This window comes from Mycobacterium sp. 141, from assembly GCF_000382405.1.
Taxonomy (GTDB): Bacteria; Actinomycetota; Actinomycetes; order Mycobacteriales; family Mycobacteriaceae; genus Mycobacterium.
This window is the reverse complement of the sequence record NZ_KB908278.1, coordinates 15,090-41,973: the sequence shown is the minus strand read 5'-3', so window position 1 is coordinate 41,973 and position 26,884 is coordinate 15,090. Positions and strand designations below refer to the sequence as shown.

20 protein-coding genes and 1 pseudogene are annotated in these 26,884 nt (G+C 67.7%); 15 read left to right on the top strand and 6 right to left on the bottom strand.

What is annotated here, in order from left to right; all coding sequences use genetic code 11:
• Positions 1–39 precede the first annotated feature (39 nt).
• The 3 genes and pseudogenes from H276_RS0121395 to H276_RS25445 form a co-directional block, all read right to left on the bottom strand.
• Entirely contained in the window at positions 40–2,256 is a 2,217-nt protein-coding gene (locus H276_RS0121395) for an acyl-CoA dehydrogenase (protein WP_019973330.1), read from the bottom strand.
• A gap of 115 nt (positions 2,257–2,371) precedes the next feature.
• Positions 2,372–3,352: a 2-hydroxyacid dehydrogenase gene (locus H276_RS0121390; protein ID WP_019973329.1), complete on the bottom strand. Its 981-nt coding sequence runs from the start codon at positions 3,350–3,352 to the stop codon at positions 2,372–2,374.
• Positions 3,328–3,408: pseudogene (locus H276_RS25445) on the bottom strand (hypothetical protein); the annotation flags it as partial. The pseudogene H276_RS25445 and the gene H276_RS0121390, both read right to left, overlap by 25 nt.
• Positions 3,409–3,523: 115 nt before the next feature.
• On the opposite strand from H276_RS25445, the gene H276_RS0121385 reads away from it, so the two are divergent.
• Genes H276_RS0121385 through H276_RS0121365 form a run of 5 tightly spaced genes read left to right on the top strand, consistent with a single transcriptional unit; the run spans position 3,524 to position 10,927 of the window.
• A complete protein-coding gene (locus tag H276_RS0121385; RefSeq protein ID WP_019973328.1) occupies positions 3,524–3,778 on the top strand; it encodes a FeoA family protein in 255 nt (84 codons plus the stop codon).
• Positions 3,775–5,715, top strand: a complete 1,941-nt coding sequence (gene feoB, locus H276_RS0121380; protein ID WP_019973327.1) for a ferrous iron transport protein B — start codon at positions 3,775–3,777, stop codon at positions 5,713–5,715. The genes H276_RS0121385 and feoB overlap by 4 nt, the downstream gene beginning before the upstream one ends.
• The gene (locus H276_RS0121375; protein ID WP_231376731.1) at positions 5,715–6,176 is read left to right on the top strand and encodes a NifU family protein; all 462 of its coding nucleotides are present in this window, start codon (positions 5,715–5,717) and stop codon (positions 6,174–6,176) included. Before feoB ends, H276_RS0121375 begins: the two co-directional genes overlap by 1 nt.
• A 12-nt stretch (positions 6,177–6,188) precedes the next feature.
• Complete coding sequence (locus H276_RS0121370) at positions 6,189–10,634, top strand: cation-translocating P-type ATPase (RefSeq protein ID WP_036461549.1); 4,446 nt, start codon at positions 6,189–6,191, stop codon at positions 10,632–10,634.
• On the top strand, positions 10,628–10,927 hold the full coding sequence (locus tag H276_RS0121365; RefSeq protein WP_019973324.1) for a hypothetical protein: 300 nt from the start codon (positions 10,628–10,630) through the stop codon (positions 10,925–10,927). The genes H276_RS0121370 and H276_RS0121365 overlap by 7 nt, the downstream gene beginning before the upstream one ends.
• 336 nt (positions 10,928–11,263) lie before the next feature.
• On the opposite strand, the gene H276_RS0121360 is transcribed toward H276_RS0121365, so the two are convergent.
• From H276_RS0121360 to H276_RS25560, 3 genes are all read right to left on the bottom strand, one after another.
• Positions 11,264–12,088 (bottom strand): SAM-dependent methyltransferase, encoded by an 825-nt coding sequence (locus tag H276_RS0121360; protein WP_036461547.1) that lies wholly within the window; start codon positions 12,086–12,088, stop codon positions 11,264–11,266.
• A gap of 177 nt (positions 12,089–12,265) precedes the next feature.
• The gene (locus tag H276_RS0121355) at positions 12,266–13,072 is read right to left on the bottom strand and encodes an AraC family transcriptional regulator (RefSeq protein ID WP_019973322.1); all 807 of its coding nucleotides are present in this window, start codon (positions 13,070–13,072) and stop codon (positions 12,266–12,268) included.
• Complete coding sequence (locus H276_RS25560) at positions 13,069–13,374, bottom strand: hypothetical protein (RefSeq protein WP_019973321.1); 306 nt, start codon at positions 13,372–13,374, stop codon at positions 13,069–13,071. The genes H276_RS0121355 and H276_RS25560 overlap by 4 nt, the downstream gene beginning before the upstream one ends.
• Positions 13,375–13,517: 143 nt before the next feature.
• Here H276_RS25560 and H276_RS0121345 point away from each other — a divergent pair, with 143 nt between their 5' ends.
• The 10 genes from H276_RS0121345 (at position 13,518) to eccD (ending at position 26,881) form a co-directional block, all read left to right on the top strand.
• The gene (locus H276_RS0121345; protein WP_019973320.1) at positions 13,518–14,417 is read left to right on the top strand and encodes a class I SAM-dependent methyltransferase; all 900 of its coding nucleotides are present in this window, start codon (positions 13,518–13,520) and stop codon (positions 14,415–14,417) included.
• A gap of 186 nt (positions 14,418–14,603) precedes the next feature.
• Positions 14,604–16,373, top strand: a complete 1,770-nt coding sequence (gene eccA / locus H276_RS0121340) for a type VII secretion AAA-ATPase EccA (protein ID WP_019973319.1) — start codon at positions 14,604–14,606, stop codon at positions 16,371–16,373.
• Positions 16,370–17,929 (top strand): type VII secretion protein EccB, encoded by a 1,560-nt coding sequence (gene eccB / locus H276_RS0121335; RefSeq protein ID WP_019973318.1) that lies wholly within the window; start codon positions 16,370–16,372, stop codon positions 17,927–17,929. Before eccA ends, eccB begins: the two co-directional genes overlap by 4 nt.
• Positions 17,926–21,963 (top strand): type VII secretion protein EccC, encoded by a 4,038-nt coding sequence (locus H276_RS0121330; RefSeq protein WP_019973317.1) that lies wholly within the window; start codon positions 17,926–17,928, stop codon positions 21,961–21,963. The genes eccB and H276_RS0121330 overlap by 4 nt, the downstream gene beginning before the upstream one ends.
• Positions 21,960–22,271, top strand: coding sequence for a PE family protein (locus H276_RS0121325; RefSeq protein ID WP_019973316.1), 312 nt, complete (start codon positions 21,960–21,962; stop codon positions 22,269–22,271). The genes H276_RS0121330 and H276_RS0121325 overlap by 4 nt, the downstream gene beginning before the upstream one ends.
• Before the next feature lies 1 nt (position 22,272).
• Positions 22,273–23,820: a PPE family protein gene (locus tag H276_RS0121320; RefSeq protein ID WP_026357279.1), complete on the top strand. Its 1,548-nt coding sequence runs from the start codon at positions 22,273–22,275 to the stop codon at positions 23,818–23,820.
• A gap of 67 nt (positions 23,821–23,887) precedes the next feature.
• Entirely contained in the window at positions 23,888–24,181 is a 294-nt protein-coding gene (gene esxG, locus H276_RS0121315) for a type VII secretion system protein EsxG (RefSeq protein ID WP_019973314.1), read from the top strand.
• Between the two features lie 31 nt (positions 24,182–24,212).
• Positions 24,213–24,500, top strand: coding sequence for a WXG100 family type VII secretion target (locus H276_RS0121310; protein WP_018602524.1), 288 nt, complete (start codon positions 24,213–24,215; stop codon positions 24,498–24,500).
• Between the two features lie 18 nt (positions 24,501–24,518).
• The gene (locus H276_RS0121305; protein WP_019973313.1) at positions 24,519–25,490 is read left to right on the top strand and encodes an ESX secretion-associated protein EspG; all 972 of its coding nucleotides are present in this window, start codon (positions 24,519–24,521) and stop codon (positions 25,488–25,490) included.
• Complete coding sequence (eccD, locus tag H276_RS0121300) at positions 25,472–26,881, top strand: type VII secretion integral membrane protein EccD (protein ID WP_019973312.1); 1,410 nt, start codon at positions 25,472–25,474, stop codon at positions 26,879–26,881. The genes H276_RS0121305 and eccD overlap by 19 nt, the downstream gene beginning before the upstream one ends.
• Positions 26,882–26,884: the final 3 nt, after the last annotated feature.

The following is a 26,884-nucleotide window of genomic DNA, read 5'->3' as shown; positions in this document are numbered from 1 at the left end:
TAGCGTCTGCTCGCGCAAGGAAGTTCTCGCGCAAGGAAGTCACGGATCGCGCGGCAGCCCCAACAGCCGTTCGGCGATGATGTTGAGCTGTACCTCCGACGTGCCGCCATAGATCGTGGTGGCTCGGCTGGCCAGCAGGTAGTCGGCCCACCGGCCCGGCTCCCGGGTGTTGTCCCCGATCGCCGCGTCGGTGCCGAACGACGCCACCGCGAACTCGGCATAGCCTTGACCGGTTTTCATCGACAGCAGCTTGGAGATGGCGGCCGCGGGCATGGCATCGCCGCCGGCCAGGGTGAGCAGGGCCGAGCGCAGGTTGAGTACCTTGGCAGCGTGGCCCTCGGCGATCAACTGGCCGGCCCGGTTCTGCTCGATCTGGTCGAAGTGCCCGGCGCGCAAGAACTCCACGAACTGGTCCAGGTTGGCCAGGAACGGCGGCTCACTGCTGCCGATCGACACGCGCTCGTTGGTCAGGGTGTTGCGGCTGACCTCCCAGCCACGGTTCACTTCGCCGAGCACCATGCCGTCGGGGACGAACACGTCGTCGATGAACACGGTGTTGAATATCGCGTGGCCGGTCAGCTCCCGCAGTGGCTTGACCTCGATGCCCGGCGACTTCATGTCGAGAAGGAAGTACGTGATCCCATTGTGTTTCGGAGCACTCGGGTCGGTTCGCGCCAGCAGTGCGCCCCAGGCCGAAAACTGGGCACCGGTGGTCCAGATCTTTTGCCCGGTGATCCGCCAGCCACCATCGACCTTGGTGGCCTTGGTTGTCAGGCTGGCCAGGTCCGAACCCGCACCGGGTTCAGAAAACAGCTGGCACCAGATCATTTCACCGCGGAAGGTGGGCGGTAGGAACCGCTGCTTCTGCTCGTCGGTGCCGAAGGCCACGATGGACGGAATGATCCACGTGGCGATGCCCATCTGCGGACGCCTCACCCGGCCCGCGGAGAACTCCTGCGCGATGATGATCTGCTCGACCGGTTCGGCCCCGCGGCCCCACGGCTTGGGCAGATGCGGTTGCACCCAGCCGCCCTCGGCGATGGCGACGTTGCGTTCATTGCGCGGAATCGCTTTGAGCACAGCGACTTCCGCGCGGATATCCGTCCGCAGCTTCTCGGTGTCAGAATCCAGGTCGATATCGACCGGACGCATACCGGTTGTCGTGGCGGTATCGACCACCCGCTGCGGGTAGTCGGCGGCCCGGCCAAAGCTGGCGGCCAGCACCAGGGCCCGGCGGTAATAGATGTTGGCGTCGTGTTCCCACGTGAAGCCGATGCCGCCGTGCACCTGGATGCAGTCCTGCGTGCAGTGCTGCGCGGCGGCCGGCGCCAAAGTGCCCGCGACAGCTGCGGCGAACTCGAAATGAGCTTCCGCCGAATCATTTTCGCGGATATCGTCGATGGCCCGTGCGGCGTCCCAGACCGCGCCGGTGGCCCGCTCGGTCTCGGCGATCATGCCGGCGCACTTGTGCTTGATGGCCTGGAACTGGCCGATGGGCCTGCCGAACTGCTCGCGGATTTTGGCGTAGGCAGCAGCGGTGTCGGTGGCCCAGCGGGCTACGCCGACGGCCTCGGCCGACAGCAGTGTGGATATCAGCGCGTGGGCCAACGGCCGGCTGAGGTTCGAGAGCACCCGGGCTGCTTCGTCGTCGGAGCTCACCTCGACCGCGTTGGCGCGCACATCGGCGAGCGGCCGCAGGGGGTCGACGCTGCGGACGGGTTCGATCTCCAGGGAGTCGGCGTCGAGGACCACCCATTCCTCACCGGAATCGATCGCGACCGGAAGCACCAGGACCGAGGCCTGTGCAGCGGCGGGCACCGCATGCACCTCGCCGCGTACCACCAGCCCGTCCCCGTGCCGGGTGGCGGTCAAGCCGGAATCGATGGCGTAGGCCGCGATCACCTCGCCGGAGGCCAGCCCGGCCAACACTTTCGCGTCGGGATCGTGCGCGGCGATCAACGCGCCGGCGATCGCCGACGGCACGAACGGCCCCGGAACCGCGCCGTAACCGAACTCGGCCAGCACGATCGCCAGCTCCAGGATGCCGAATCCTTGTCCGCCAACGGATTCTGACAGGTGCACACCCTGCAGGCCCTGCCCGGCCGCGGCCTTCCAAAACGGTGGAGGGTTGGGGATAGGGCTTTCCCAATCGGCGTCCAACACCTCGTGCAGCACCTCCGACGGTGCGACGCGGGCCACGAACGATCGGACCGAATCGGCGAGATCGGTGTGCTCCGACGTGATGGCAATGGGCATGCGGTTCCTCCGTCGGCGGCATTTCCCTATTAACCGGTGGGTCGGGTTCGAGGGTACGCCGGGGTGATCGCCGCCACGGCGGTCATTTCTAGGCCACTTCGTTCACGTGGCCGCCCTAGTTCACTTCGTTGACCACGTTCGCGAGGGGCTGACCGTCGTGGATGCGACGGCAGTTGTCCACGGCGGCCTGCAGATAACGCCGCATGGTGTCGACCGTGAACCAGGACACATGGGGTGTGATCACCACGTTCTCCAGATCCAGCAGTGGATGTCCGGCGGGGATGGGTTCCACGTCGAACACGTCCAGGCCTGCCGCCGCGATCCGCCCGGTGCCGAGCGCTTCGAGCAGGGCGCCTTCGTCGATGATCGGCCCGCGGGCGGTGTTGACGATCACCGATCCCGGCTTCATCGTGGCCAGCGCGGTCTGGTCCAGGAGCCCGCGGGTGGCGTCGGTCAACGGGACGTGCAGTGACACGATGTCGCTGGTCGCCAGCAGCTCGGTGAGGCTGCGCCAGCGGGGATGGCCGGTATCGCGGCTGGTGGTGTGCAGCACGCTGGCGTCCATCGCCGTGACGATCCGCTCGACCCGACGCGCGACGTTGCCGTAGCCGATCAATCCGACTGTGCAGCCGCCGATGTCGCGCACCGTCTCACCGAGGGTGACATCCGCCGGCCAGCCCTCGCCGGCACGGGTGTACTGGTCCAGCTCGATGAGTCGGCGCAGCGCCGCCAACATCAGCAGCACCGTGCCCTCGGCGACCGAGGCCGCATTCGCCCCGGGCATGTTGGCCACCAGGATGCCCAGCTGCGTGGCGGTCTCGACATCGATGGTGTTCACCCCGGCGCCCATCTTGTGCACGAGCCGCAGCCGCAATGCGCGCTGCAGGTCGTCGCCGGTTACCGGGCGCAGAATGTGCCAGAGCACCTCTGTTTCAGGCAGCTCACGGTAGAAGGTCGCGTCGTCGTCGGCGGCGCAGAATCGTACGTCGAGCCAGTCTTTATGTGGGGCAAGGAAATCCAGCACCCGGTCGCCGGGAATGAAATGCGCGAGTACCCGGACCGGGCCGGGGGTTACCGCCGCCGATTCGCGATCCATCGTGCGATGGTATCGGCCTGCTCGCTGCTGGCGGTGAAGTAATGCTCGGTGTCAACCTGCCGATTACCCCCCCGAGGTCCATTACTGAGGACCAAAGACCTTAGTCATCGCGCCATACCGTGGTTAGCCTCACCTAAACCGAGCGTCAACTCTCCGACAAAGGTAGCCAGCATGACCGCGTCACCCCTGCCTCAGCAGCTTCCCGACGTCCCCGTCGGCACCCGCTCAACCATCGTCGCAATCGCCGAAGACGCGCCCCTGCACATTGCGCTGCGGTTGCGACACTTGGGATTTCGCGCAGGAAACGTGGTCGATACGATCCGGGTCGCCCCGCTCGGCGATCCGGTCGCCTACCGCATCCTCGGTTACGAAATGTGTCTGCGGTGCCACGAGGCACGCCACATCCAGGTCGTGGTGACCGCATGAGCGTCCCAGCCTGCCATTCGAACGGTGCGGTCGATGCGCCCGAGGGACAACAGCGCATCGCGCTGGTCGGCAGCCCCAACGCGGGAAAGACCAGCGTCTTCAACCACCTGACCGGCCTGCGGGCCCGCACTGGCAATTATCCGGGTGTCACCGTGGCGCGCAGCGTCGGTACCGGCAAGCACACCTGTCCGCACTGCGGGACGGTGAAGTTCACCGTCGAGGATCTGCCGGGCAGTTACAGCCTGCACCCGGTGAGCCCGGACGAGCAGGTGGTTGCCGACCTACTGCGCGGAGAGTTGCCGGGGATCACCGCCCCGGACGCCATCGCCGTCGTGGTGGACGTGACGGTGCTGGAACGGTCGCTGTCGCTGTTGGCCCAGGTGTTGCGGCTGGACCTCCCGACGATGGTGATCCTGACCATGGTCGACGAACTCACCAACCGGGGCGGCCAGGTGGATACCGAACAACTGGCGACGGCGTTGGGAATCCCGGTGGTCGGGGTGGTGGGCAGCCGCGGTAAGGGGTTCGCGCCATTGCGTGAACTCCTGGCCGCGCCCGGTAACTGGCCTCGCGTCCCGATTCCCCCGCCACGCGATGACGCCGAGTTCAACGCCTGGATCTCCTCTGTGCTCGCCGCGTCGAAATACCGTGCTCCCGAGGCCGACCGGCGAAGTGCCCACATCGACCGATTGTTGCTGCACCCGGTATGGGGATCGCTGATCTTCATCGCGGTGATGTTCCTGTTCTTCCAGGTGATCTTCACCGTGGCCGCCCCGATTCAGGGTTTGATCGAGCAGTTGTTCGTGTGGTTGGCCGGCACGGTCGCCACGACCGTGCCCAACGAGACGATCGCCGGCCTGCTGGGTAACGGCATCATCGGCGGTGTCGGTGCAGTGCTGGTGTTCATTCCGCAGATCATGCTGATGTTCCTGCTGATCTCACTGCTGGAGAACATCGGCTACATGGCGCGCGCCGCGTTCCTGGTCGACCGGATCATGGCCACCACCGGATTGGAGGGACGCGCGTTCGTGGCGATGCTGTCCTCGGTGGCCTGCGCGGTGCCGGGCATCATGGCCACCCGCACGTTGCCGTCGTCGCGGGATCGCATCGCCACCACCATGGCTGCGCCGCTGATGACGTGCTCGGCGCGCTTGCCCGTGTACATCCTGTTCATCGCGTTGCTCGTCGACCCGGCTGCCCGCTGGGGTCCGGTCGGCATGCAGGGCCTGGTGATGTTCGGGCTCTACATCCTCGGTGGTATCGCGGCGATGACGACCGCGTGGCTGTTCAAGCGGGTAGTGCTGGGCGGCGACATGTTGCCGTTCTATATGGAGCTGCCGCCGTACCGATTCCCGTCGGCCAAGTCGGTGCTGCTGAGCATGTGGGACTCGGCCAAAGCGTTCCTGCGCAAGGCCGGAACCATCATCCTTGCCACCTCGGTCATCCTGTGGCTCCTGCTGAATCTACCGGCGCGCACCGACGAGATCGCCGGAATGGACCCCGTCGTCGCGGGCGCGTACGTGGTGGACAACTCGTTCGCGGCAGCGATCGGTAAGTTCATCCAGCCCATCTTCGACCCGCTCGGGTTCGACTGGCGGATCTGCGTCGGGTTGATCGGCGCGATGGCCGCCCGCGAGGTGTTCGTCGCGACCATGGGGCAGATCTTCGCCGCAGGCGACCCGGAGAGCCCGATCGAAGCGGTACGCACGGCGGTGTGGACCTCGGGCTCACACCAGGGCGAACTGCTCTTTTCTGCGCCGACGGTGGCCGCACTTCTGGTCTTCTTCGCGTTCGCTCTGCTGTGCATGTCGACGGTGGCCACGATCCGGCGCGAGACCAACTCCTGGCGCTGGCCGGTGATCGCGTGGTTGTACATGTTCGCGCTCGCGTGGGTCGGCGGGGTTGCGGCGCGCTACATCACGCTGTGGGTGACGTGATGCAGCTACACCCAGAGGCGACCGCCGACCCGACGACGTTGCGGTGGGTGACCGACGCGGTGGTGCCCGAGGACGCGGTGGCGACGCTGTTGTGCGACGACGCCCTGGCTGCCGTCGATATCGGCCCCGGCGAGATCCGCACCAGACTCGCGCCCGGGTATTCGTGGGCGGCCGACGGGCCTAGGGTGAGAACCGTGTTGTTCGAGGCGCTTTCCCGGACCGTTCCGCGGGATCTGCCGTCGCAGATCGCGGCACTTCTGGCCAGGGAAGTGGGGACTTTGGTCTCCTCCCACGGCGGCGTCTTGCACGTAGTGTCGGTCCGGGAGGACGTTGTCGAGGTGGCACTGGAAGGTGCGTGCGGCCATTGCGCTCTACGGAACCGCACGTTGACGAGGTTGGTTGCCGACACCGTGCGGGCGGAGTTTCCGGAGATCCGCGAGGTCCGCGCGGTGCGCACCTAGGAGAGGGAGTTGATGTCTTTACTGACGGCACCTTTTGCGATCACCCGCACGTTGGTCGCGACGTCGATGACGAGTGCCGAATTGGTGGGTTCGGCCGTGACCGCCGTCGCGGCTGGCGTTGCCGCGGACACCCTGGCGGCGACGCAATCCGCAGCGGCCGTGCTCGGCGAGGCGGCCGGTGTCGGCCCGGCCCGGCGATTCACCTCCACTGAGATCACCCGCTGGATCGAGGTACGTGGGCTCGGCACTGACGGTGTCGCAGAGGCCGTCGGTGCCGCATTGCGGGCCACTCCCGGTGTCACCGCGGTTCACCTGAACGGGCCCACCGCACGAGTTGTCGTCACCGTCACCGTCACCGGACCCACGGCGCAGCAGTTGGCCCGCGTCGTCGCTGCGGCCGAAGAGTCCTGCGGGGTAACGGGATCCGCGTCGCCGTCGTCGCTACCGGGCGACGACGCACTGGTCGCCACCAGGATGGTCGCCACAGCAGTTTCGGCCGTGGGCCTTGGTGCCGCGACGCTGGCTAGCCTGGTGCCGATTCGCGGCATCCCACGCTTGGTGGCCGCCCCGGTCGCGATGGCCGACCATCATCCGAAAGTGCGCCGGCTCGTCGAGCGCAGGCTCGGTGTCGAAGGGGCCGACCTCGCGTTCGCGTGCGTCGGCGCCGTGACGGGTGCGTTGGGAGCCGCTCCGGCGTCCCTGTTGTCGGGCACCCTGACCCGGGCTATGCAGACCATGGAGGCCGTCAACGGGCGGCGGGCGTGGGAGCGGATGGAGCCGCACTTGACTGAGTTGGCCACCAAGTCCGGCGACATAGCAGCCGCGCGCCGCGACGGCCGGCAGCCCAAGACCGGTGCCAGGTATGCCGAGGGCTCGATCGGTGCGGGCATCGTCGGCGCGATGCTGCTCGGCGTGTTCGCCGACCCGGACATCGCGGCCGCGGCTGCTGCGGTTGCCACCCCGAAACCCATTCGCTCCGTTCGTGAATCGTTCTGCTGTGCGGTCAGCCGCGGCCTGCAGAACCACCACGGCGCCCTGGTACTGCAGCCGCAGGCACTGCGCTGGCTGGCCGATCTGGACACCGTGGTGATCGATCCGCGCATCCTCTACACCGACTCCTACACCGTCAGCCGCGTGCGTGGCCTGCCCGACACCTCGCTGCGCGCGCAGGCCTGGGCCGCCGCCAACGACGCGCTGGAGGCCGGGGAGCTGTCCCCGGGCTGGAATGCGTTGTCGAACATCCCCGGCGGCGGTGCGGTCGGTGAGGCGCTCGTCAGCGCTATCCGCGACCCGCTGGCCGCGGCCCTGGTCACCGAGGCGCGCACGGCCGGCACCCGGGTCGTCACGGTCGCCGACGACGGATTGCGTTCGCTCAAACAAGGTTTCGACGAACTCGTGCCCCGCGGTGCATCGCTGGACGACACGTTGGCCGAGGTGGTTGCTGCGCTGCACGCCGACGGGGCAAAGGTGGCGCTGCTGTCGGCATCGGGTGATCGTGCGGCCCTGGATGCCGACCTGTCGGTCGGAGTGATGCGCGACGGCGGAACGCCGCCATGGGGTGCCGACATCCTGGTGCCCGATCTCGCCGCCGCCTGGCGGGTGCTGCGGACCCTGCCGGCAGCGCGCGCTGCTGCCGACAAGGGCGTGGCGATGTCGGCGGGCAGCTCTGTGCTGGGCACCCTCATGCTCATTCCCAGTGTGCCGGGCAGTGGCCCCGCATCGGTGGACATGACCGCGACCTTGGGGCTGTGGTCAGGATTCGACCTGGGCCGCAAGGTGTTCGGTGAACCGCTGCCCAATCCGGAGTCGGGGCACGACTGGTATGCCTTGCCCGTCGAAGAAATCGCCCGGTTGCTGCCGCGTCCGAACGATCCGACCCGCGCCGAGTCGGCGGCGTCGTCTCCCGGGCCCGTCGTCGGAATATGGCGTTCCGCGCGCGACTATGTCGCGACGATGCGCGCGGATCTGTCCGATCCGATGACCCCGGTTCTGGCGACCGGGGCGGTGGCCAGTGCACTGCTCGGCTCTCCGTTGGACGCATTGATGGTCGGCGCGGTGCTCCTCGGCAACGCCGCAATCTCCGCACAGCAGACCGTGCACGCCGAACACCTGCTGGATCGCCTACTGGCAGTTCAGGAACCGCCGGCGCGACTCCTGTTGTGCGATGGTGGCTTTCGCGAACTACCGTCGGCGACTCTGCTTCGCGGTGACCTGGTCGAGGTCCGCTCCGGCGAGGTCGTGCCGGCTGATCTGCGACTGCTGGAGGCCGACGGGGTCGAGGTCGACGAGTCCGCCTTGACCGGTGAATCCCTGCCAGTGGCCAAGGACACCGAGCCGACGCCTGGCGCGCCGCTGGCCGAACGCAGCGGCACGCTTCACGCCGGCACCACGATGGTCGCCGGTCGGGCTGTCGGCATCGTCGTCGGCGTCGGGCCGTCTTCCCAGATTCGCCGGGCGTTGGCGATGTCGCCCGTGCGTATCAGTGAGGTCGGACTCGCGGCGCAGCTGGGCTCGATCACCAAGAAGGCGCTCCCGTGGAGCCTGGCTGGCGGCGGGCTCGTCGGGTTGCTGTCGCTGTTGCGGCGCACCCCGATTCGCGACACAGCCTCGGGCACGGTGTCGATCGCGGTAGCTGCGGTGCCCGAGGGACTGCCACTGGTGGTGACGCTGGCCCAGTCGGCTTCGGCTCGTCAGCTGACGGGATCCTCGGTGCTGATCCGCAATCCGCGCGCGATCGAGGCCTTCGCCCGGTTGGACGCGGTGTGCTTCGACAAGACCGGCACCTTGTCGGAGAACCGACTCAGGGTGACCGCCGTGCGGCCCCTCGACGGGTTCGCCGAGCATGACGTACTCGCGGCCGCGGCCGCGACGATGGTGATCGGCGACGGCGTCCGGCTTGAGCACGCCACCGACCAGGCCGTACACGATGCAGCGGACGAACGTGGCATCCCGATCGACGGATTCGACGTGCTGCTGCCGTTCCAGTCCGACCGGCCGTTCGCCGCCGCGCTCGTCGGCACCCGCATCGTGCTCAAGGGCGCTCCCGACGTTCTGGTGCGGGCGTTCGCTGTTCCCGACAGCTCGATGGAGACAGCGCTGGACGCGATGGCCGCAGACGGGCTGCGGGTGCTGGCCGTTGCCTACCGTGACGTGACCGCAATGCAAGCGCGGGAGGCCGCGGCAGATCCCGCTGCGTTCGAGGCCCTGTGCCGGACCCAGCTGTACCCGCTCGGGTTGCTCGGGCTGGCAGACACTCCGCGACAGGGCGCTCGTGAGCTGTTGGAGGAACTGCAATCACGCGGGATCGGCGTCAAACTCATCACCGGCGACCACCCGCTCACCGCTGCCGTGATCGCCGGACAGCTCGGCCTCCCGGTGACCACCGACGAGGTGCTCACCAGTGCCCAGTGGGATGCGATGACGGTCCCGGAGCGCAGCCGGGCCGCGCAGCACTATCGCGTGTTCGCGCGAATGTCGCCCGAGCACAAGGTCGAAGTGGTGCAGGCGCTCGAGTCGGCGGGTGTGGTGACCGCGATGGTCGGTGACGGGGCCAATGACGCCGCGGCCATCCGAGCCGCGTCCGTCGGGGTGGGTGTGGTGTCGGCGGGCAGCGACCCTGCCCGAATGGCGGCCGACGTCATGCTGCTCGACGGTCAGATCGGCGCACTGGTATCAGCCCTCGACGAGGGCGAGCAACTGTGGCGCCGGGTGCAGTCTGCGGTGTCAATGTTGTTGGGACACAACGTCGGTGAGGTCACATTCGGGGTGATAACGTCGTTGTTGACGGGCCGGCCCGCGTTGTCGGCGCGCCAGATGCTGCTGGTGAACATGCTCACCGATGCGCTGCCTGCGGCGGCGGTCGCCGTCAGCACCCAGGTGCCCCGCGATGACGTCGCGCATCACGACGAGGCGTCGATCTGGCGGGCGGTCGCGGTACGCGGGGTGTTCACTACGCTGGGGGCGACGCTGGCCTGGGCAATGGCGCTCCCGACGGGGTCTCGGCAGCGCGCGGCCACGGTGGGCCTGATCGGGCTGGTGCTGTCGCAGATGATGCAGACGCTCTCGGATTCGCACGGGCCGTTGGTGATCGCCACGAATGTGGGAACTGTGACGGTGATGGCGGGGATTATCAGCACGCCGGGGCTGAGTCAGTTGTTCGGGTGCACGCCCGTCGGTCCGGTCGGATGGGGTCAAGCCATTGTCTCGGCTCTGCTGGCCGGTGGCGTGGCCACGCTACTTCCCGGCGTGATCGATCGGGTAGCCGAGAGACTCTCAGTCGTCGATGTCGAGGACGCCGACACGCACCAGGAGGGTGTAGACGTGCTCGACGGCGGGGGTCAGGAGGCGGACACCGGAATCGAGCAGGGTGTCGGTGCCGAGCTTGCGCATGACGTCGTCCACACGAGTGAGCGTAATGCCGTGTCGCACGATAGGGAAGGGTTACCTAACCAATGTTGAATTCTGTTCGCGATTTCGTAACCTCGCACAACGATGTTTCCAAGGTCGTCCACGGGGCCGAGAAGTTCTCGGTCACATTGCCGGTGGTAGGCAAGGTCTCGGTACCGCCGCCCAAGCACATGGCGTTCTACAGCGTGCTCGGCGTCCTGGGAGTCACCGAATTGATCCCGTGGCCGGTCGCGCTTGGCATCGGCGTCGGACACGCGCTCACGGTACGCGGCTCGGGGAATGGCGAATCGGCGAAACCGGCTTCTCCGCCGGAAGCTGCGGATGACTCGACCCCCGACGCCTGAGCCGAAACAGCTTCACCGCCACCGGTTCGCGATCCGTCGGGCGATGGTGTCGGCCGAGCACGGGGTCTTGTCGCACTGCACGGGGTCTTGTCGCACCGGCTTTGTCACGCTGGAGTGGCTGTCGGTGCTGAGTGCCACTCCAGCGTGACAACGGGGAGGGCTCGGTAGTGGGGGGGACGGCGCGGGCGCCCGTCGAGCGTGGCAACCACGGGCTTTGTCACGGCAGAGTGGCTGTCGGTGCTGAGTGCCACTCCAGCGTGACGGCGGGGGACAGCGGCGGGGGCCAGTGGCGAGGGCTCGGCAGTGTGACAAAGGGGCTGCGGCGCGGGGGAGGGCTCAGGCGCCTTTGGCCGCCTCGACGAAATAGCCGCGCGGAACGTTGGGCACATCCAGCGGCACCGCGGGGGCGAACCACCGGTTCCAGCGGTTGCCCGGTTCGGCCACGTCGGTGACGACGGCCGACCAGCCCAGCCGCTCGCTCAGCTCTTCGGGCTCGTCGGTGCCGAACAGCCACGGAGCGTTGTTGCGGGCCATGTGTTCGCGGACTGCCGCCAGCATCACGTTGTCCAGCAAGGTCTTACCGACCACGTCGTAGAGCAGCACCGATCCGGGTGCCGAGACCGCGTCGACGCGCTCGAACAGGGTCTGCACCGCGGATGCATCAAGGTACTGAAGTAGTCCTTCGATCAGCCAGACCGTTGGGCGCTGCGGGTCGAACCCCGCCGCCCGGAGCGAACCTGTCCAGTCGTCGGCGAGGTCGACGCCGATTGCCACTCGCCGGCACCGCGGCTCCTCGCCGGCGAGCGCTTCGGCCTTGGCGGTCATCACGGCGGGCTGGTCGAGCTCGTAGACCGTGGTGGCGGCGGGCCACGGCAGCCGGTATGCCCGCGCGTCCATCCCGGCTGCCAGGATCACCACCTGGTCGACCGTCGCGACCGCGCGCAGCAGTGCCTCGTCCCAGAACCGGGTGCGGATCACGATCTGCAAGGTGGTCTTGTCGCCGGCGGTGGCGACGGTCTCCTCGAGCAGTTGTCGGCCGGATTCGCCGGCCAGCTTGTCGGCGAATGGATCGGTGAACAGCCGGTCTTCGCGTTGGGTTTCCTTGGCTCGGATGGCGGCCACCAGCAGCCCGGTGTCGGCCACGCCCTGTCCAGAACTCATGGTGCCATCATGCGGGGCAGGCCGGCGGGCCGTCTTGGATATTTTTGCCCAGTCAACGGGCCCTGTTGGTGTTGGGCCGGTTTCTGTCAATGGCAGCCCGACCCCACTCTGATCGCCGGGCTCTACCACAAATGGTCGGTAATTTCCTCGGCGCCTTCGGCGCTCGCCTGGAGGATGCTACGGCTGGCTGCTGAGCCCGACATGGCTGGGCAGCCACATACGACGGTGTGCGTACTGCGTCGGCGTCATCGCGGTGAAGGCCCGGAACTCCCGGGCGAAATGGGCCTGATCGAAGTAGCCGAGGGCCGCCGCGACATCGGCACCTCGCCGCGCGCTGGTGTCGAGCAGTCGCAGGGCCGCCTGCAGCCGGCGCACCCGTAGGTAGGACTTGGGTGTCAACCCGACCTCAGAGCGGAACAGTCCGATCAACCGCTTCGGTGAAAGTCCGGTCAACGCAACGGCTTGCGCGACCCGCATCGACGGATCGCGTTCGGCCGCATCGAGCACCGCGTCCACGTCGGCGTGCCGGGGCTTGATCCTGGCCAGCAGGAAGGCCTCCACGAGTGCGATCCGCGACTGGACCGACCGCGCGTCGAGCAGCCGGTCATGCAGCTCAGCTCCCGCGGCGCCCCACACGTCGGCCAGGCCCGCACAGGAGTTCTCCAACTCGCTCAACCCCGTGGAGATCGTCGCGCCGGGACGAAAATGGATCGTCAAGACGGTTTGGGTGGAATCGATCTGGGTGATGTATGAGACGCTGCCTGCCCCGGCGATGAAGGCCGTCGGTACGTCGAGGCGGGTGATTCCGTCGGCGGCGTAGAAGTCGACCTGCTGGCGTGGGCTGAGATCGATGATCACCGTTGCCGCGCCGCGAGGCAACGCCCGACTGCGATGGATGGGCCCGCCGGCACGGTCCCAGTAGCCGAAGAAGTCGACGTGCGATACCAGCAGGGCGCTGGGTTGGAACAACACGGGTCCGCTCATGGCGTCTTTCGCTGCGACTCGACGCCGACGAGCCGCTCGCTGATCGTCCGGGTGGCCCCTATGGCAACGAAATACGCTGTGGCACAAAATAATCTGTTCTCTTCGAGATTCGGCATCGCCCCGGTGTGCTGGCCGGGTGGCATGGCGAAGAACGTCGCCGGATCGGCTCGTTTGCGTGCCGGATCGGTGGCCCCGATCGTGTCCGCACCCAGCAGATCCGGCCCGGCCGCCAAGAGTTGGTCACGCCGCCGGGCCAAGCGCGCGGCAGTGTCGACGCCGCGGTACTGCTGTACGGGTGTCACCCGGATATCGTGTCATCTCGACAACGTGTCAGGTATGCAGCGGATATCAGGAAACGCACGGCGTTCCGCTGTGCCCGGCCCATCGCCGTTCAACGGCCGCTGGTGTAGGAAGCTTGTCAGCTTCGGCGCGTACCCTCGCGGCCGTGAGCAGCCGTACCGATAAAGACACTTGGGACATCTCCACCAGCGTCGGCCAGACCGCGTTATTCGTCGCCGCGGCAAGGGCTTTGGAAGCCCAGAAGCCTGACCCGCTGGCTGTCGACCCGTATGCCGAGGTGTTCTGTCGCGCCGTCGGCGGCGCTGCGGCCGCGGTCCTTGACGGCGCCGACGTGGACTTCCCACTGCGCACCGAGTGGGGCGGACATTTCGTCAATTTCCAGGGGGCCCGCACCCGATACTTCGATGACTACTTTCAGCGTGTCGCGCAGGCCGGTGTGCAGCAGATCGTGCTGCTCGCGGCGGGCCTGGATTCCCGGGCCTACCGGTTGTCCTGGCCCGCGGGCACCGTCGTCTACGAACTCGACCAGCCCCGTGTGCTGCAGTTCAAGCGGGAGACGATGAGTAGCCACGGCGACGCTCCGACGGCCGAGCGCCGCGAGATCGCCGTCGATTTGCGCGACGACTGGCCACAGGCATTGCGCACCCGCGGCTTCGACCCGTCGAAGCCGTCGGCGTGGATTGCCGAGGGCTTGCTGATCTATTTGCCAGCAGCCGCGCAGGAGCAATTGTTCGCCGGTATCGACGCCCTGGCGGCCCCCGGCAGCCTCGTCGCGGTCGAAGAGGCGGTGCCGATGGACCGCGAGGTGTTCGAGGCCAAGCGTGCCGAGGGGCGGGTCTCCGGGCAGGACACCGAATTCTTCTCGCTGGTCTACAACCAGCAGCATGCACCCGCTGAACAGTGGTTTTCGCCACGTGGTTGGGATGTCGAGACCACTGCCCTGCACGACTACCTGGAACGCGTCGGCAGGCCCATTCCCGCGGTAACTTCCGAGGCCGCCGTGATGACGGGAACTATCAGCCTGGTGACCGCGACTAAGAGGTGAGTGGCTGCACCTCCTCGGGTAGATACGTGCCTCTCGACAGTTAAGTTATGCAATGCTAACTTCAGCGAAAGTTAGCTTAGCCATACATAAGGAGAGAGTCGGGGGCGTCAGTCGCTCCCGTGCACACATATGGGTAGTAACACGCTCGCCGCTCCAGCTCAGGGAGCACCCCGACTCGACCGCGATGTGGTCAGCCGCTTTGCCACATGTTGTCGTGCGCTCGGTCTGACGGTCAACGACCGGCAGCGCCCGGCCGATCTGGCCGCGGCCAGATCCGGGTTTGCCGGGCTGACCCACATCGCACACGATCACTGCGACGCCTGGATCGGGCTCGCCGCCGCGGGGGATGTGTCTGCACCGGTCATCGACGCGGTGTGGCGCACGGCGGCGAGCGCAGGCGTTCTGCAACGGGAGATCGACCTCGCGGCCGGCGACCTCGGATTCACCTACGACACCGGGCTGTACCTGGCGTTCCGGGCCACTGGGCCGGACGACTTCCAGCTCGCGTATGCCGCGCGGCGATGCGCCGCGGGCGAATTGGCCGAGGCCGACGCACTGGTCGACGAGGTTGCGACGCGGCGACCGGGCTGGTTCAACGCGCGCTGGCTGCGGGTGGCGATCAACCACCGCGCGCAGCGCTGGTCGGATGTGGTGCGCCTGCTGACGCCGGTGGTGACCGATGAGTCCCTCGACGACGTGACCGCGCATGCGGCCAAGACCACCTTGGGTATCGCGCTGGCCCGGTTGGGCATGTACGCGCCCGCCCTGTCCTACCTGGAGGAGCCGTCCGGACCGATCGTGGTGGCTGCCGTCGACGGTGCACTGGCCAAAGCCCTGACCCTGCGCGGCCAGGGCGAGGACGAGGACGCCAACGAGGTGCTGCAGGATCTGTTCGCGGCCCATCCGGAGAACACGCAGGTCGAAGAGGCGTTGTCGGACCCGACCTTCGGACTGGTCACCAGCACCTCGGCGCGTATCGACGCCAGGAGCAATCCGTGGGATCCGGCGACCGAGCCCACCGAGGACGAGTTCATCGACCCCGGCGCCAAGGAGCGCAAGGCGCATCTGCTGATCGAGGCCGAGTCCGAGCTCGCCGAGTTCATCGGCCTGGAAGAAGTGAAGTTTCAGGTGGCCCGGCTCAAGAGTTCGGTGGCGATGGCCATCCGACGCCAGGAACGCGGACTGACCGTCGCTCAGCGGACCAACCACCTGGTGTTCGCCGGACCGCCCGGTACCGGTAAGACCACGATCGCCCGTGTCGTCGCCAAAATCTATTGCGGTCTGGGCCTTTTGAAGAAGGAGACGGTTCGCGAGGTGCACCGTGCCGACCTGATCGGCCAGCACATCGGTGAGACCGAGGCCAAGACCAACGCGATCATCGACAGCGCCCTGGACGGCGTGTTGTTCCTCGACGAGGCTTACGCGCTGGTCTCCACGGGCGCCAAAAACGACTTCGGTTTGGTGGCGATCGACACTCTGCTGGCCCGGATGGAGAACGACCGCGACCGCCTGGTGGTCATCGTCGCCGGCTACCGCAAGGATCTGGACAACTTCTTGGACACCAACGAGGGTCTGCGGTCGCGTTTCACCCGCAGCATCGACTTCCCGTCGTACAACCCGTCGGAGCTGGTGGAGATCGCCGTGCGGATGGCCGAGAAACGCGACAGCGTGTTCGAGACCGAGGCGCACGACGACATGGAGAAGCTGTTCGCTCACCTCGCCGAGGCCACCACACCCGACGCCAACGGGGTTTCGCGGCGCAGCCTCGACATCGCCGGCAACGGCCGGTTCGTCCGCAACCTGGTGGAGCGTTCTGAGGAGGAACGCGAATACCGGCTGGACCACTCCGAACAGGACGACTTCACCGACGAGGAGATGATGACGATCACGGCCGGTGACGTCCGTAATTCCGCTGCTCCGCTGCTGCGTGGCCTCGGTTTGACGGTGCCCGAATGACCGCGCCGGGACCAGGGCGAGACGATCGGCGTTCGTTCAGCTCGCGCACCCCCGTCAACGAGAACCCCGAGCGGGTGCAGTACCGCCGTGGCTTCGTCACGCGCCACCAGGTGACCGGCTGGCGGTTCGTCATGCGCCGCATCGCGTCCGGCGTGGCACTGCACGACACCCGCATGCTGGTCGACCCTCTGCGCAGCCAGAGCCGGGCCGTGATGACCGGCGCGCTCATCGTCGTCACCGGTTTGATCGGCTGTTTCGTCTTCTCGCTGATCCGCCCCGGCGGGGTCGCGGGCCAGGACAAGATACTCGCCGACCGGTCCACCGCGGCGCTCTACGTACTGGTCGGGGAGCAGTTGCACCCGGTGCTCAACCTGACCTCGGCGCGGCTGATCGCCGGTGCGGCGGACAATCCCACCACCGTCAAGACCAGCGAGATCGACAAATACCCGCGCGGCAACCTGCTGGGCATCCCCGGCGCTCCCGAGCGCATGGTGCAGAGCACCTCCCGCGACGCGGACTGGACGGTGTGCGACGCGGTTTCAGGCGCCGTCACCGGCGTCACGGTGCTGGCCGGCGCGCCCAGCTCCGCGGGTGAGCGCGCGGTGTCGCTGCCCTCCGATCAGGGGGTGCTGGTGCACAACGACTCCGGCCCCAACCCGGGTGACTGGCTGCTGTGGGACGGCAAGCGCAGCCCGATCGATGTGGGCAACCGTGCGGTCACCGACGCGCTGGGCCTCGGCGCCGACATCCCGGCACCCCGCCCGATCGCGGCCGGGTTGTTCAACGCGATCCCCGAGGCGCCCGCACTGGCCGCGCCCGCCATCGCGGAGGCGGGGTCGCCCCCGCATTTCGACCTGCCGATCCAGGTACCCGTCGGCGCCGTGGTGACCGCTTACGCCGCGGACAACAGCCTGCGGTACTACGCGGTGCTGGCCGATGGCCTGCAGCCGGTGTCCCCGGTATTGGCCGCGATCCTGCGCAACACCGACTCCTACGGTCTCGAGCAGCCGCCACGGCTGGGTCCCGACGCGGTCGCAGGGGCGCCCGTCTCCCGACGTATCGATACGGCGGCGTTTCCCCAACAGCCGGTCACCCTGGTGCAGGCCTCGGCGGACCCGGTCACGTGTGCCCAATGGACGAAACCCGATGGGGCGGCCGAGAGTTCGCTGACACTGCTGTCGGGTGCGACGTTGCCGGTGCCGGACGGCCTGCACACCGTCGACCTGGTCGGCGCGGGCAGCAACGGAACGGCCGACCGCGTCGCGCTGGTGCCGGGTACCGGGTACTTCGTCCAGACCGTCGGTGCCGAACCCGGCTCGCCGACAGCGGGCTCGCTGTTCTGGGTGAGCGACACCGGCGTGCGGTACGGCATCGAAACCGCCGGTGACGACAAAGTCGTTGGTGCACTTGGCCTCAGCAACCCCGCCCTCCCTATTCCGTGGTCGGTGCTGGCCCAGTTCGCGGCCGGCCCCACCCTGTCCCGCGGCGACGCACTGGTGGCGCACGACGCCCTGTCGGCCGATTCGAGCCCGGCCCGGTTGGAGACCCGTTCATGAGCAGGTTGATCTTCGAACACCAGCGCCGCGCCGCGCCGCCGACCACCCGCAAGGGCACCATCACCATCGAAGCGCCACCGGAATTGCCGCGGGTGATTCCGCCGTCGCTCTTGCGTCGGGTGTTGCCGTACCTAATCGTCATCCTGATCGTCGGCATCATCGTGGCGCTGGTGGCCACCGGTATGCGGCTGATCTCGCCGACCATCCTGTTCTTCCCGTTCGTGATGCTGCTGGCAGCCACCGCGCTGTACCGCGGCGGCGGTGACAAGATGCGCACCGAGGAGGTCGACGCCGAGCGCGCCGACTACCTGCGCTACCTGTCGGTGGTGCGCGACAACGTCCGCGCCCACGCCGCCGAACAGCGTGCGGCCCTGGAGTGGTCGCATCCTGCGCCCGAGGTGCTGGCCACCATTCCGGGCAGCCGCAGGCAGTGGGAGCGGGACCCGCGTGACCGTGATTTCCTGGTGCTGCGCACCGGGTTGCACGATGTCCCGCTGGATGCCGCGATGCGCGTGAAGGACACCGTCGACGAGATCGACCTGGAACCGGTGTCGCACAGCACCCTTCGTGGCCTGCTCGACGCGCAGCGCACTGTCCGCGATGCGCCCACCGGCGTCGACGTCACCAAGCTGGCCCGCATCACCGTTCTCGGCGATGGCGACGAGGTGCGCGCCGCCGTACGGGCCTGGATTGCCCAGGCCGTGACCTGGCACGACCCCACCATGCTCGGTATCGCCCTGGCCTCGCCCGGCGTCGACTCCGAAGACTGGTCGTGGCTGAAATGGCTTCCGCACGTAGATATCCCGGGTCAAGCCGACGGCGTCGGCCCGGCCCGCTACCTCGCCGCGAACGTGGCCGAGTTGCATGCGCTGCTGCAACCGGCGCTCGCCGACCGGGCACCGTTCCCGGGGGACACCGACCTGGCTGCCAAGCATCTGTTGGTGATCATCGACGACCCCGAGGCCGACCCCGACGACATCGCCCGGCGACCCGGCCTGGCCGGTGTGACGGTGATCCACCGTTCGACAACTCTGCCCAACCGCGAGCAGTATCCCGATCCTGAGCGGCCCATCCTGCGGATCGTCGACGGCCGTATCGAGCGCTGGCAGAGCAGCGGGTGGCAGCCGTACGTCGACCGGGCCGACGAGATGCCTGCCGCCGAGGCTGCCCACATCGCCCGCAGATTGTCGCGCTGGGATTCCAACCCGGGTCACGTGCGGTCCACGTCGACCGGCGGCGCGACCTTCACGACGTTGCTCGACATACCCGACGCCTCGGCGTTGGACGTGGCGGCCCTGTGGGCACCGCGACCCCGCGACGAGGAACTGCGGGTTCCCATCGGCGTCACCGCCACCGGCGAGCCGTTGTACTTCGACCTCAAGGACGAGGCCGAGGGCGGTATGGGCCCGCACGGTCTGATGATCGGTATGACGGGTTCCGGCAAATCGCAGACCCTGATGTCGATCCTGTTGTCGTTGTTGACAACCCATTCCGCCGATCGGCTGATCGTGATCTACGCCGACTTCAAGGGTGAGGCCGGCGCCGACATCTTCCGCAACTTCCCGCAGGTCGTCGCGGTGATCTCGAACATGGCCGAGAAGCGGTCGCTGGCCGACCGGTTCGCCGACACATTGCGCGGCGAGGTGGCCCGCCGTGAACAGCTGCTCAAGGAAACCGGGCGTCGCGTGCAGGGCAGCGCTTTCAACTCGGTGACCGAGTACGAAGCAGCGATCGCCGCCGGGTACGACCTGCCGCCCATGCCGACGCTGTTCGTGGTGGCCGACGAGTTCACGCTCATGCTCGCCGACCATCCTGAATACGCCGAGCTGTTCGACTACGTTGCGCGCAAGGGCCGTTCGTTCCGGATCCACATCCTGTTCGCATCCCAGACTCTGGATGTCGGCCGGATCAAGGACATCGACAAGAACACCTCCTACCGGATCGGCCTCAAGGTCGCCAGCCCGAGCGTCTCGCGGCAGATCATCGGGGTCGAGGACGCCTACCACATCGAATCCGGCCGCGACCACAAGGGCGAAGGCTTCCTGGTGCCCGCGCCCGGGGCGGTGCCGATCAAGTTCCGCAGCACCTACGTCGACGGCATCTACGATCCACCGAAGGTGGAGAAGTCGATTGTGGTGCGGGCGCTTCCACAGCCGCAGTTGTTCACGGCAAGCCGCGTGGAGCCCGAACCGGACACGATCGTTGCGACGGGCGGCGACCAGGACGATTTGATCGCACTCCCGCCACGCAAACTGATCACCACGGTCGGCGACCAGCTGGCACAGTACGGTCCGCACGCACCCGAGCTGTGGCTGCCGCCGCTCGACGAGGCCATCCCACTCGACGATCTGTTGGCCCGCACCGGAATCGACGCCGGCCAGCTGCGCTGGCCGCTCGGCGAGATCGACAAGCCGTTCGAGATGCGCCGCGACGCGCTGGTCTTCGACGCCAACTCGTCGGCTGCCAACGTGCTGATCCATGGCGGACCGCGATCGGGCAAATCGACTGCGCTGCAGACGTTCATCCTGTCTGCGGCGGCCCTACACACGCCGCGCGAGGTGACGTTCTACTGCCTGGACTACGGCGGTGGGCAGCTGACCGGGTTACAGCACCTGGCCCACGTCGGAAGCGTTGCCACCCCGCTGGAACCCGAGCGGATCCGCCGCACCTTCGGCGAGTTGGAGCAGCTGCTGCGGGCGCGACAGAAGCAGGGTTCGGTGAACCGCGGGAGCGGCTCCGCCGGAAATTTCGAAGACGGCTACGGCAACGTATTTCTGGTCATCGACAACCTGTACGCGTTCAGCCGCGACAACACCGATACCTTCAACACCCGTAACCCGTTGCTGGCCAAGGTGACCGAGCTGGTCAACATCGGCCTGGCCTACGGCATCCATGTCGTCATCACCACGCCGAACTGGCTTGAGGTGCCGCTGGCGATGCGCGACGGCCTGGGACTGCGGCTCGAACTGAAGCTGCACGACGCACACGACAGCATCGTGCGGGTGGTGGGGGCACTGCGCCGCCCGGCCGAGTCCGTGCCCGCCGACCAACCGGGGCGTGGTCTGACCATGGCGGCCGAGCACTTCCTGTTCGCCCAACCGGCCCCGGCGCGCAGGAGCGGAGCGACCGGGGAATCGATGGAGCGCGACATCGCTGTCATCAACGCCCGGCACCCCGGCCTCAGTGCGCCACCGGTGCGACTGCTGCCCACCGAGCTGGCACCCGCCGCGGTTGCCCCGCTGTACCGGGCGCCCGAGACGGTGGTCATCGGGCAACGCGAAGAGGATCTGGCTCCGGTCGCCATCGATTTCGCGAACAACCCGTTGCTGACCGTGTTCGGCGACTCCAAATCCGGCAAGACGACACTGCTGCGGCACATCATCCGGACCATCCGGGAGAACTCGCTTCCGGACGAGGTCGCGTTCACGGTCATCGACCGCAGGCTGCACCTGGTCGACGAACCACTGTTTCCGGACAACGAGTACACGGCCAACATCGACCGCGTGCTACCGGCGATGCTGGGACTTTCGGCACTCATCGAAAAGCGCCGCCCACCTGTCGGTTTGAGTCCGCAGGAGCTCAGCGGGTGGAGCTACCGGGCTAATCCGGGGCGCCACACGCACTATCTGATCGTCGATGACGTCGACCAGATTCCGGACGGCCCGTCGGTCAGCGGTCCGTTTGCCGGGCAGCGACCGTGGACCAACATCGTCGGTCTGCTGTCGGAAGCGTCGGACCTCGGGCTGCGCGTCATCGTGACGGCCCGGGCCACCGGATCAGCCCACGCGGTGATGACTGCGCCGCTGCTGCGCCGGCTCAACGATCTACAGGCGACCACACTGATGCTGTCGGGCAATCCGGCCGACAGCGGCAAGATCCGCGGCCACCGGTTCGCCCGGTTCCCCGCCGGCCGCGGCATGCTGCTCGGTGACGGTGACACACCCGAATTCGTACAGCTGGTCAACCCGTTCGGTACCGGGACCGCGCTGTCGGCGAACAACGGAATCAACACCAGAGGAAAGGAATACCGATGACATTGCTGGTAATCCCGGAAGGGTTGACCGCGGCGAGCTCGGCCGTCGAGGCGCTGACCGCTCGGCTGGCCGCCGTCCACGCCGCGGCCGCACCGGTGATATCCGCGGTGGTCCCACCCGCCGCCGATCCGGTCTCCTTGCTGACCGCAACGGGTTTCAGCGCCCACGGGGCTGAACACAACGCGGCCGCCGCCCAGGGGGTCGAGGAACTCGGTCGATCGGGTGTCGGTATCGGCGAGTCCGCAGCGAGCTATGCCACCGGTGATGCGATGGCGGCGGCGTCGTACCTGATCGCAGGCGGTATCTGAGATGACGGCCCCCGTGTGGATGGCGCTGCCACCCGAGGCGCATTCGGCGCTGCTGTCCAGCGGCCCGGGCCCGGGTCCGCTGTTCGTCGCCGCGGGGGCCTGGCAGTCACTCAGTGCCGAATATGCTTCTGCTGCAGCTGAACTCACCAGTGTCATGGGTACAGTGCAGGCCGGCTCATGGGAAGGGCCGAGTTCTGAGCAGTACGTCGCCGCACACGCACCTTATCTGGCGTGGCTGGCGCAGCAGAGCGCCAACAGTGCTGCCGCCGCGGTGCAGCACGAGACCGCGGCCGGGGCGTACACCACGGCTCTGGCGGCCATGCCCACGCTGCCTGAGCTGGCACTCAACCACACCGTCCACGGTGTGCTGCTCGCGACGAACTTCTTCGGTATCAACATGATTCCGATCGCGGTCAACGAAGCCGACTACGCCAGGATGTGGGTCCAGGCGGCCACCACGATGAGCACCTACCAGGCAGTGTCGAGTGCGACGGTGGCCGCCGTGCCGACCAGTACGCCGGCACCGATGCTGCTCTCCCCCGGCGTCGGTGAGGCCGGCAATTCCGCTGCGACGGCACAACAGATGGCAACGCAAGCCCAGGCGGCCGATTCCGGGTCGTCCCTGAATCTTTCCGATTCGCTGTCCGACCTGCTCAAGAATATTCCCGTCATTCAGGACCTCATCGACTTCCTCAAAGATCCCATCGGGAGTCTGCAGAATCTGATCACCGACTTCCAGACCGATCCGGCGGCCGCCCTCGTCGCCTGGGGGCCGTTGCTGTTTCTCGTGGCCTACGAGGTTTTCTTCAACCTGGTGGGCTGGCCGACCTGGGCCATGATCCTGTCCGCTCCGTTTCTGATCCCGTTGTTGATAGTGCTCGGCGTCACCGGGATGGCGCAGATGGCCGACCCGGCCGAGCAGCCGGCGCCGGAAGCCGCACCTGAGCAGGCGCAGGACGTCGCACAGCCCAGATCGCAACAACCCAGCGCCTACGCCCTGGCGGGCGTGCCGTCCGGCGTCGGTGCAGCCGGCGCCGGTGCGCCGGCCGGCGCGGCGCCCGCGGCAGGAGCCCCAGCAGTACCAGCGGCACCCGCCGCACCGATGGCGCTGTATGCGGTGGCGGGAGGTGATCCGGGGGAGGGATTCACCCCGACGCTGCGCGACAAGACCAGTGCGCAGGCGCCTGCGTCGGGCATCCCGGCCGCCGCCGCAGCAGGAGTCGCGGCATCGGTGGCGGCACGGCGTAAGCGGCGGCGCAAGCGTACCGCCGACCTCCAGGACTACGGTTACGCCGACGCCTACATGGACTACGAAGAACCCGATCCGGAGCCGACACCGCGGCGGGAACCCACGGCGAGTGCTTCCGCACAGGGCGCCGGGCAGATGGGATTCACCGGTACCGCAACGAAATCCGACTCCGCCGCGACGGGGCTGACCACGTTGGCCGACGACTCCGGGCTCGATGAGGGCCCGGCCGCGCCGATGTTGCCCGGCAGCTGGGAGCCGCGAGATAACCCGGCCGATCCGGACGGGGGTTCGCGCCGCTGACCACATCACACCAGCACTTTCCAACCTACCAAGCCCACCACGCACCACCGATCCGAAAGGAAAGTCCATGAGCCTGTTGGACGCTCACATTCCTCAGCTGGTTGCCTCCGAGGCGGCCTTCGGCGCCAAGGCGGCGCTGATGCGCACCACCATCTCCCAGGCCGAGCAGGCCGCGATGTCTGCCCAGGCGTTCCACATGGGCGAGGCATCGGCTGCTTTCCAGGCCGCGCATGCCCGATTCGTCGAGGTCTCGGCCAAGGTCAACGCACTGCTGGACATTGCACAGTTCAACTTGGGCGACGCTGCCAGCACCTACGTGGCACAGGACGCCGCGGCCGCGAGCACCTACACCTCCGTCTGATCACCCGAGCCCAAGAGACACAGGAGTTTTCATGTCGCAGATCATGTACAACTACCCGGCCATGCTCGCCCATGCCAGCGAGATGACCGGCTACTCGGGCGCACTGCACGCCGTCGGCGCCGACATCGCCAGCGAGCAGGCCGCCCTGGCCAGTGCCTGGCAGGGTGACACCGGAATGACCTACCAGGCCTGGCAGGCCCAGTGGAACCAGGCCATGGAGGAGTTGGTCCACGCCTACCGCTCGATGGCCAGCACTCATGAGATGAACACCATGTCGATGAGCGCACGGGACCAGGCCGAGGGCGCCAAGTGGGGCTGACCTACGGCCGCCGGTGCAGTGGTCGTTAACGCCGTCGAGCTGACGACCGAGCAGGCCTGGTACCTCGCCGATGCGTTGGGCGCCGGAGCGTTCCCATGGGTGCTGGCGATCACGCAGCCCTACAGCGACCCGGCGCAGCGTGCGTCCTTCGCCGCCGAGCAGGTCGCCGAGCTGACCCGGCTGGGCGTGATCGGTCCCGGCGGCGAGATCAGAACCGAAGTCGCCCAGTGGGTTCGGCTGGCCTGCCGGCCGGACCGGTGGCTGGATCTACGGTTCGTGTCGGGGTCGGGGGACCTGTTGCGCGGCATCGTGGCGAGACCCCGACGAGCGCTTGCGCGAGGAGCCGACGAACCCCGACGAGCGCTTGCGCGAGGAGCCGACGAACACCTTGGTCACGGCCGTACCGTCGTGGTGTTGCGCAATGCGCAGTTGGTCACCTTCACCGAGTTGGACATCAGCCACCCGCATGCGTTGGTGCCGGTGCTGACCGCCGGGCTGTCGAACCGTAAGCCGGCCAGTTTCGAGGAGTTCGCGATGCCGGCCTCGGCCGGTGCCCGCGCCGACGAACAGCTCCGTTCCGGCACGCCGCTGGCCGAAGTGCTTGGGTTCCTCGGGATCCCGCGCTCGGCGCACGCCGTGGTGGAGTCGGTGTTCGACGGCCGACGCACCTATGTCGAGATCGTCGCGGGCGAACACCGCGACGGTCACCGGGTGACGACCGAGGTGGGGGTCAGCATCGTCGACACCACCGCCGGCCGTATCCTGGTTGCTCCATCCAAAGCGTTTGACGGGGAATGGGTTTCGACCTTCAACTCGGGTAATGCCGATGCGATCGCCGTGGCGGTCGAACGGCTGACCGCAACCCTGCCCGGCGGACGCTGGTTCCCAGACCATCCGCTCACCCGCGACTTCCACGAGTCCGCTCTGCCCGACAACTCAGCAACCTATCGAGAAAGACCCAGAGAGAACGAATGCTCGACAACACTGTGATGCCGATTGTCCGGGTGGCCGTGCTGGCCTCCGGAGACGACGGTGGTCGGCTGACCGAGATGGCGCTGCCCTCCGAGCTGCCGCTGCGTGAGATCCTGCCTGCGGTCCAACGGATCGTTCTGCCCGCCGGCGAGGACCCGGCAGCGCCGGATCCGGTGCGCTTGAGCCTGGCCCCGGTCGGCGGCGCGCCGTTCAGTCTCGATGCCACCTTGGACACCGTCGGAGTCGCCGATGGCGATCTGCTTGCGCTGCAGTCTGTTCCGGTAGGCCCGCCGGCCCCGCGCATTGTCGAGGACATCGCCGACGCTGCGGTCATCTTCTCCGACGCACGTCAACGACCTTGGGGCCCTGCGCATATCGCTCGTGGCGCCCTGCTGGCCGTGATCGGACTGATTGTCGTGGGAACGGGTTTGGCGGTGGCTCAGCGGATCGCCACCGGGCAATGGCTCGGCCTGGCAGTCGTTGCGGGCATCGCCGCGGTCACCGTGCTGGCCGCCCTGACCACCCGCGCCCACGCACCCGCGCTGTCGACAGCGCTGTCGGTCACCGCGCTGATCCCTGTCGCCGCGGCGCTTGTGCTGGCCGTGCCAGGCGGGTTCGGTGCGCCCAGCGTGGTGCTTGCCGCCGCCGGCGTCACCGCATGGGCGTTGATCAGCATGGCCGGATCTCGCGATGACCGCGGTATCGCAGTGTTCACCGCTGTCGCGGTTGCCGGGGTGGCTGTGCTGCTGGCCGCGGGCGCCGCGTCCCTATGGGCTCTTTCGGCCGTCGTTCTCGGCTGCGCCTTCGTACTCGCTGGTCTTTTGGTCACCGTGCAGGCGCCGCAATTGTCGGCGATGTGGGCCCGGTTCCCGCTGCCCGCGATTCCTGCACCCGGCGACCCGACCCCCTCCGCGCTGCCGGATTCGGTACTGGCTGATCTGCCGCGACGGGTTCGGGTGAGCCAGTCGCACCAGACCGGCGTGATTGCTGCAGGGGTGCTGCTCGGCGTGACCGGGTCGCTGGCGCTGGTGGCCTCGTCGTCCGCGTCGCGGTGGGCGTGGTACGTCGTGGTTGCGGCCGCTCTCGGGGCCGCACTGCGGGCCCGCATCTGGGACTCGGCGCCGTGCAAGGCGTGGCTGCTGGGGCACTCCTACCTGCTGACGGTGGCCCTGCTGGTGGCGTTCGCCGTCGAGGGTCGTCATCAGGCGGCGTGGTGGGCGCTGGCGACCCTTGCCGTGCTCGTGCTGGCCTGGGTGGTGGCCGCGGTCAGCCCGCGCGTCGTCTCGCCGGACACCTACTCGCTGCCGATGCGCCGGCTGGTCGGGTTCCTGTCCACCGGTCTCGACGCATCGCTGATCCCGGTGATGGCCTATCTGGTCGGGCTTTTCAGCCTGGTTCTCGACAGGTGACGC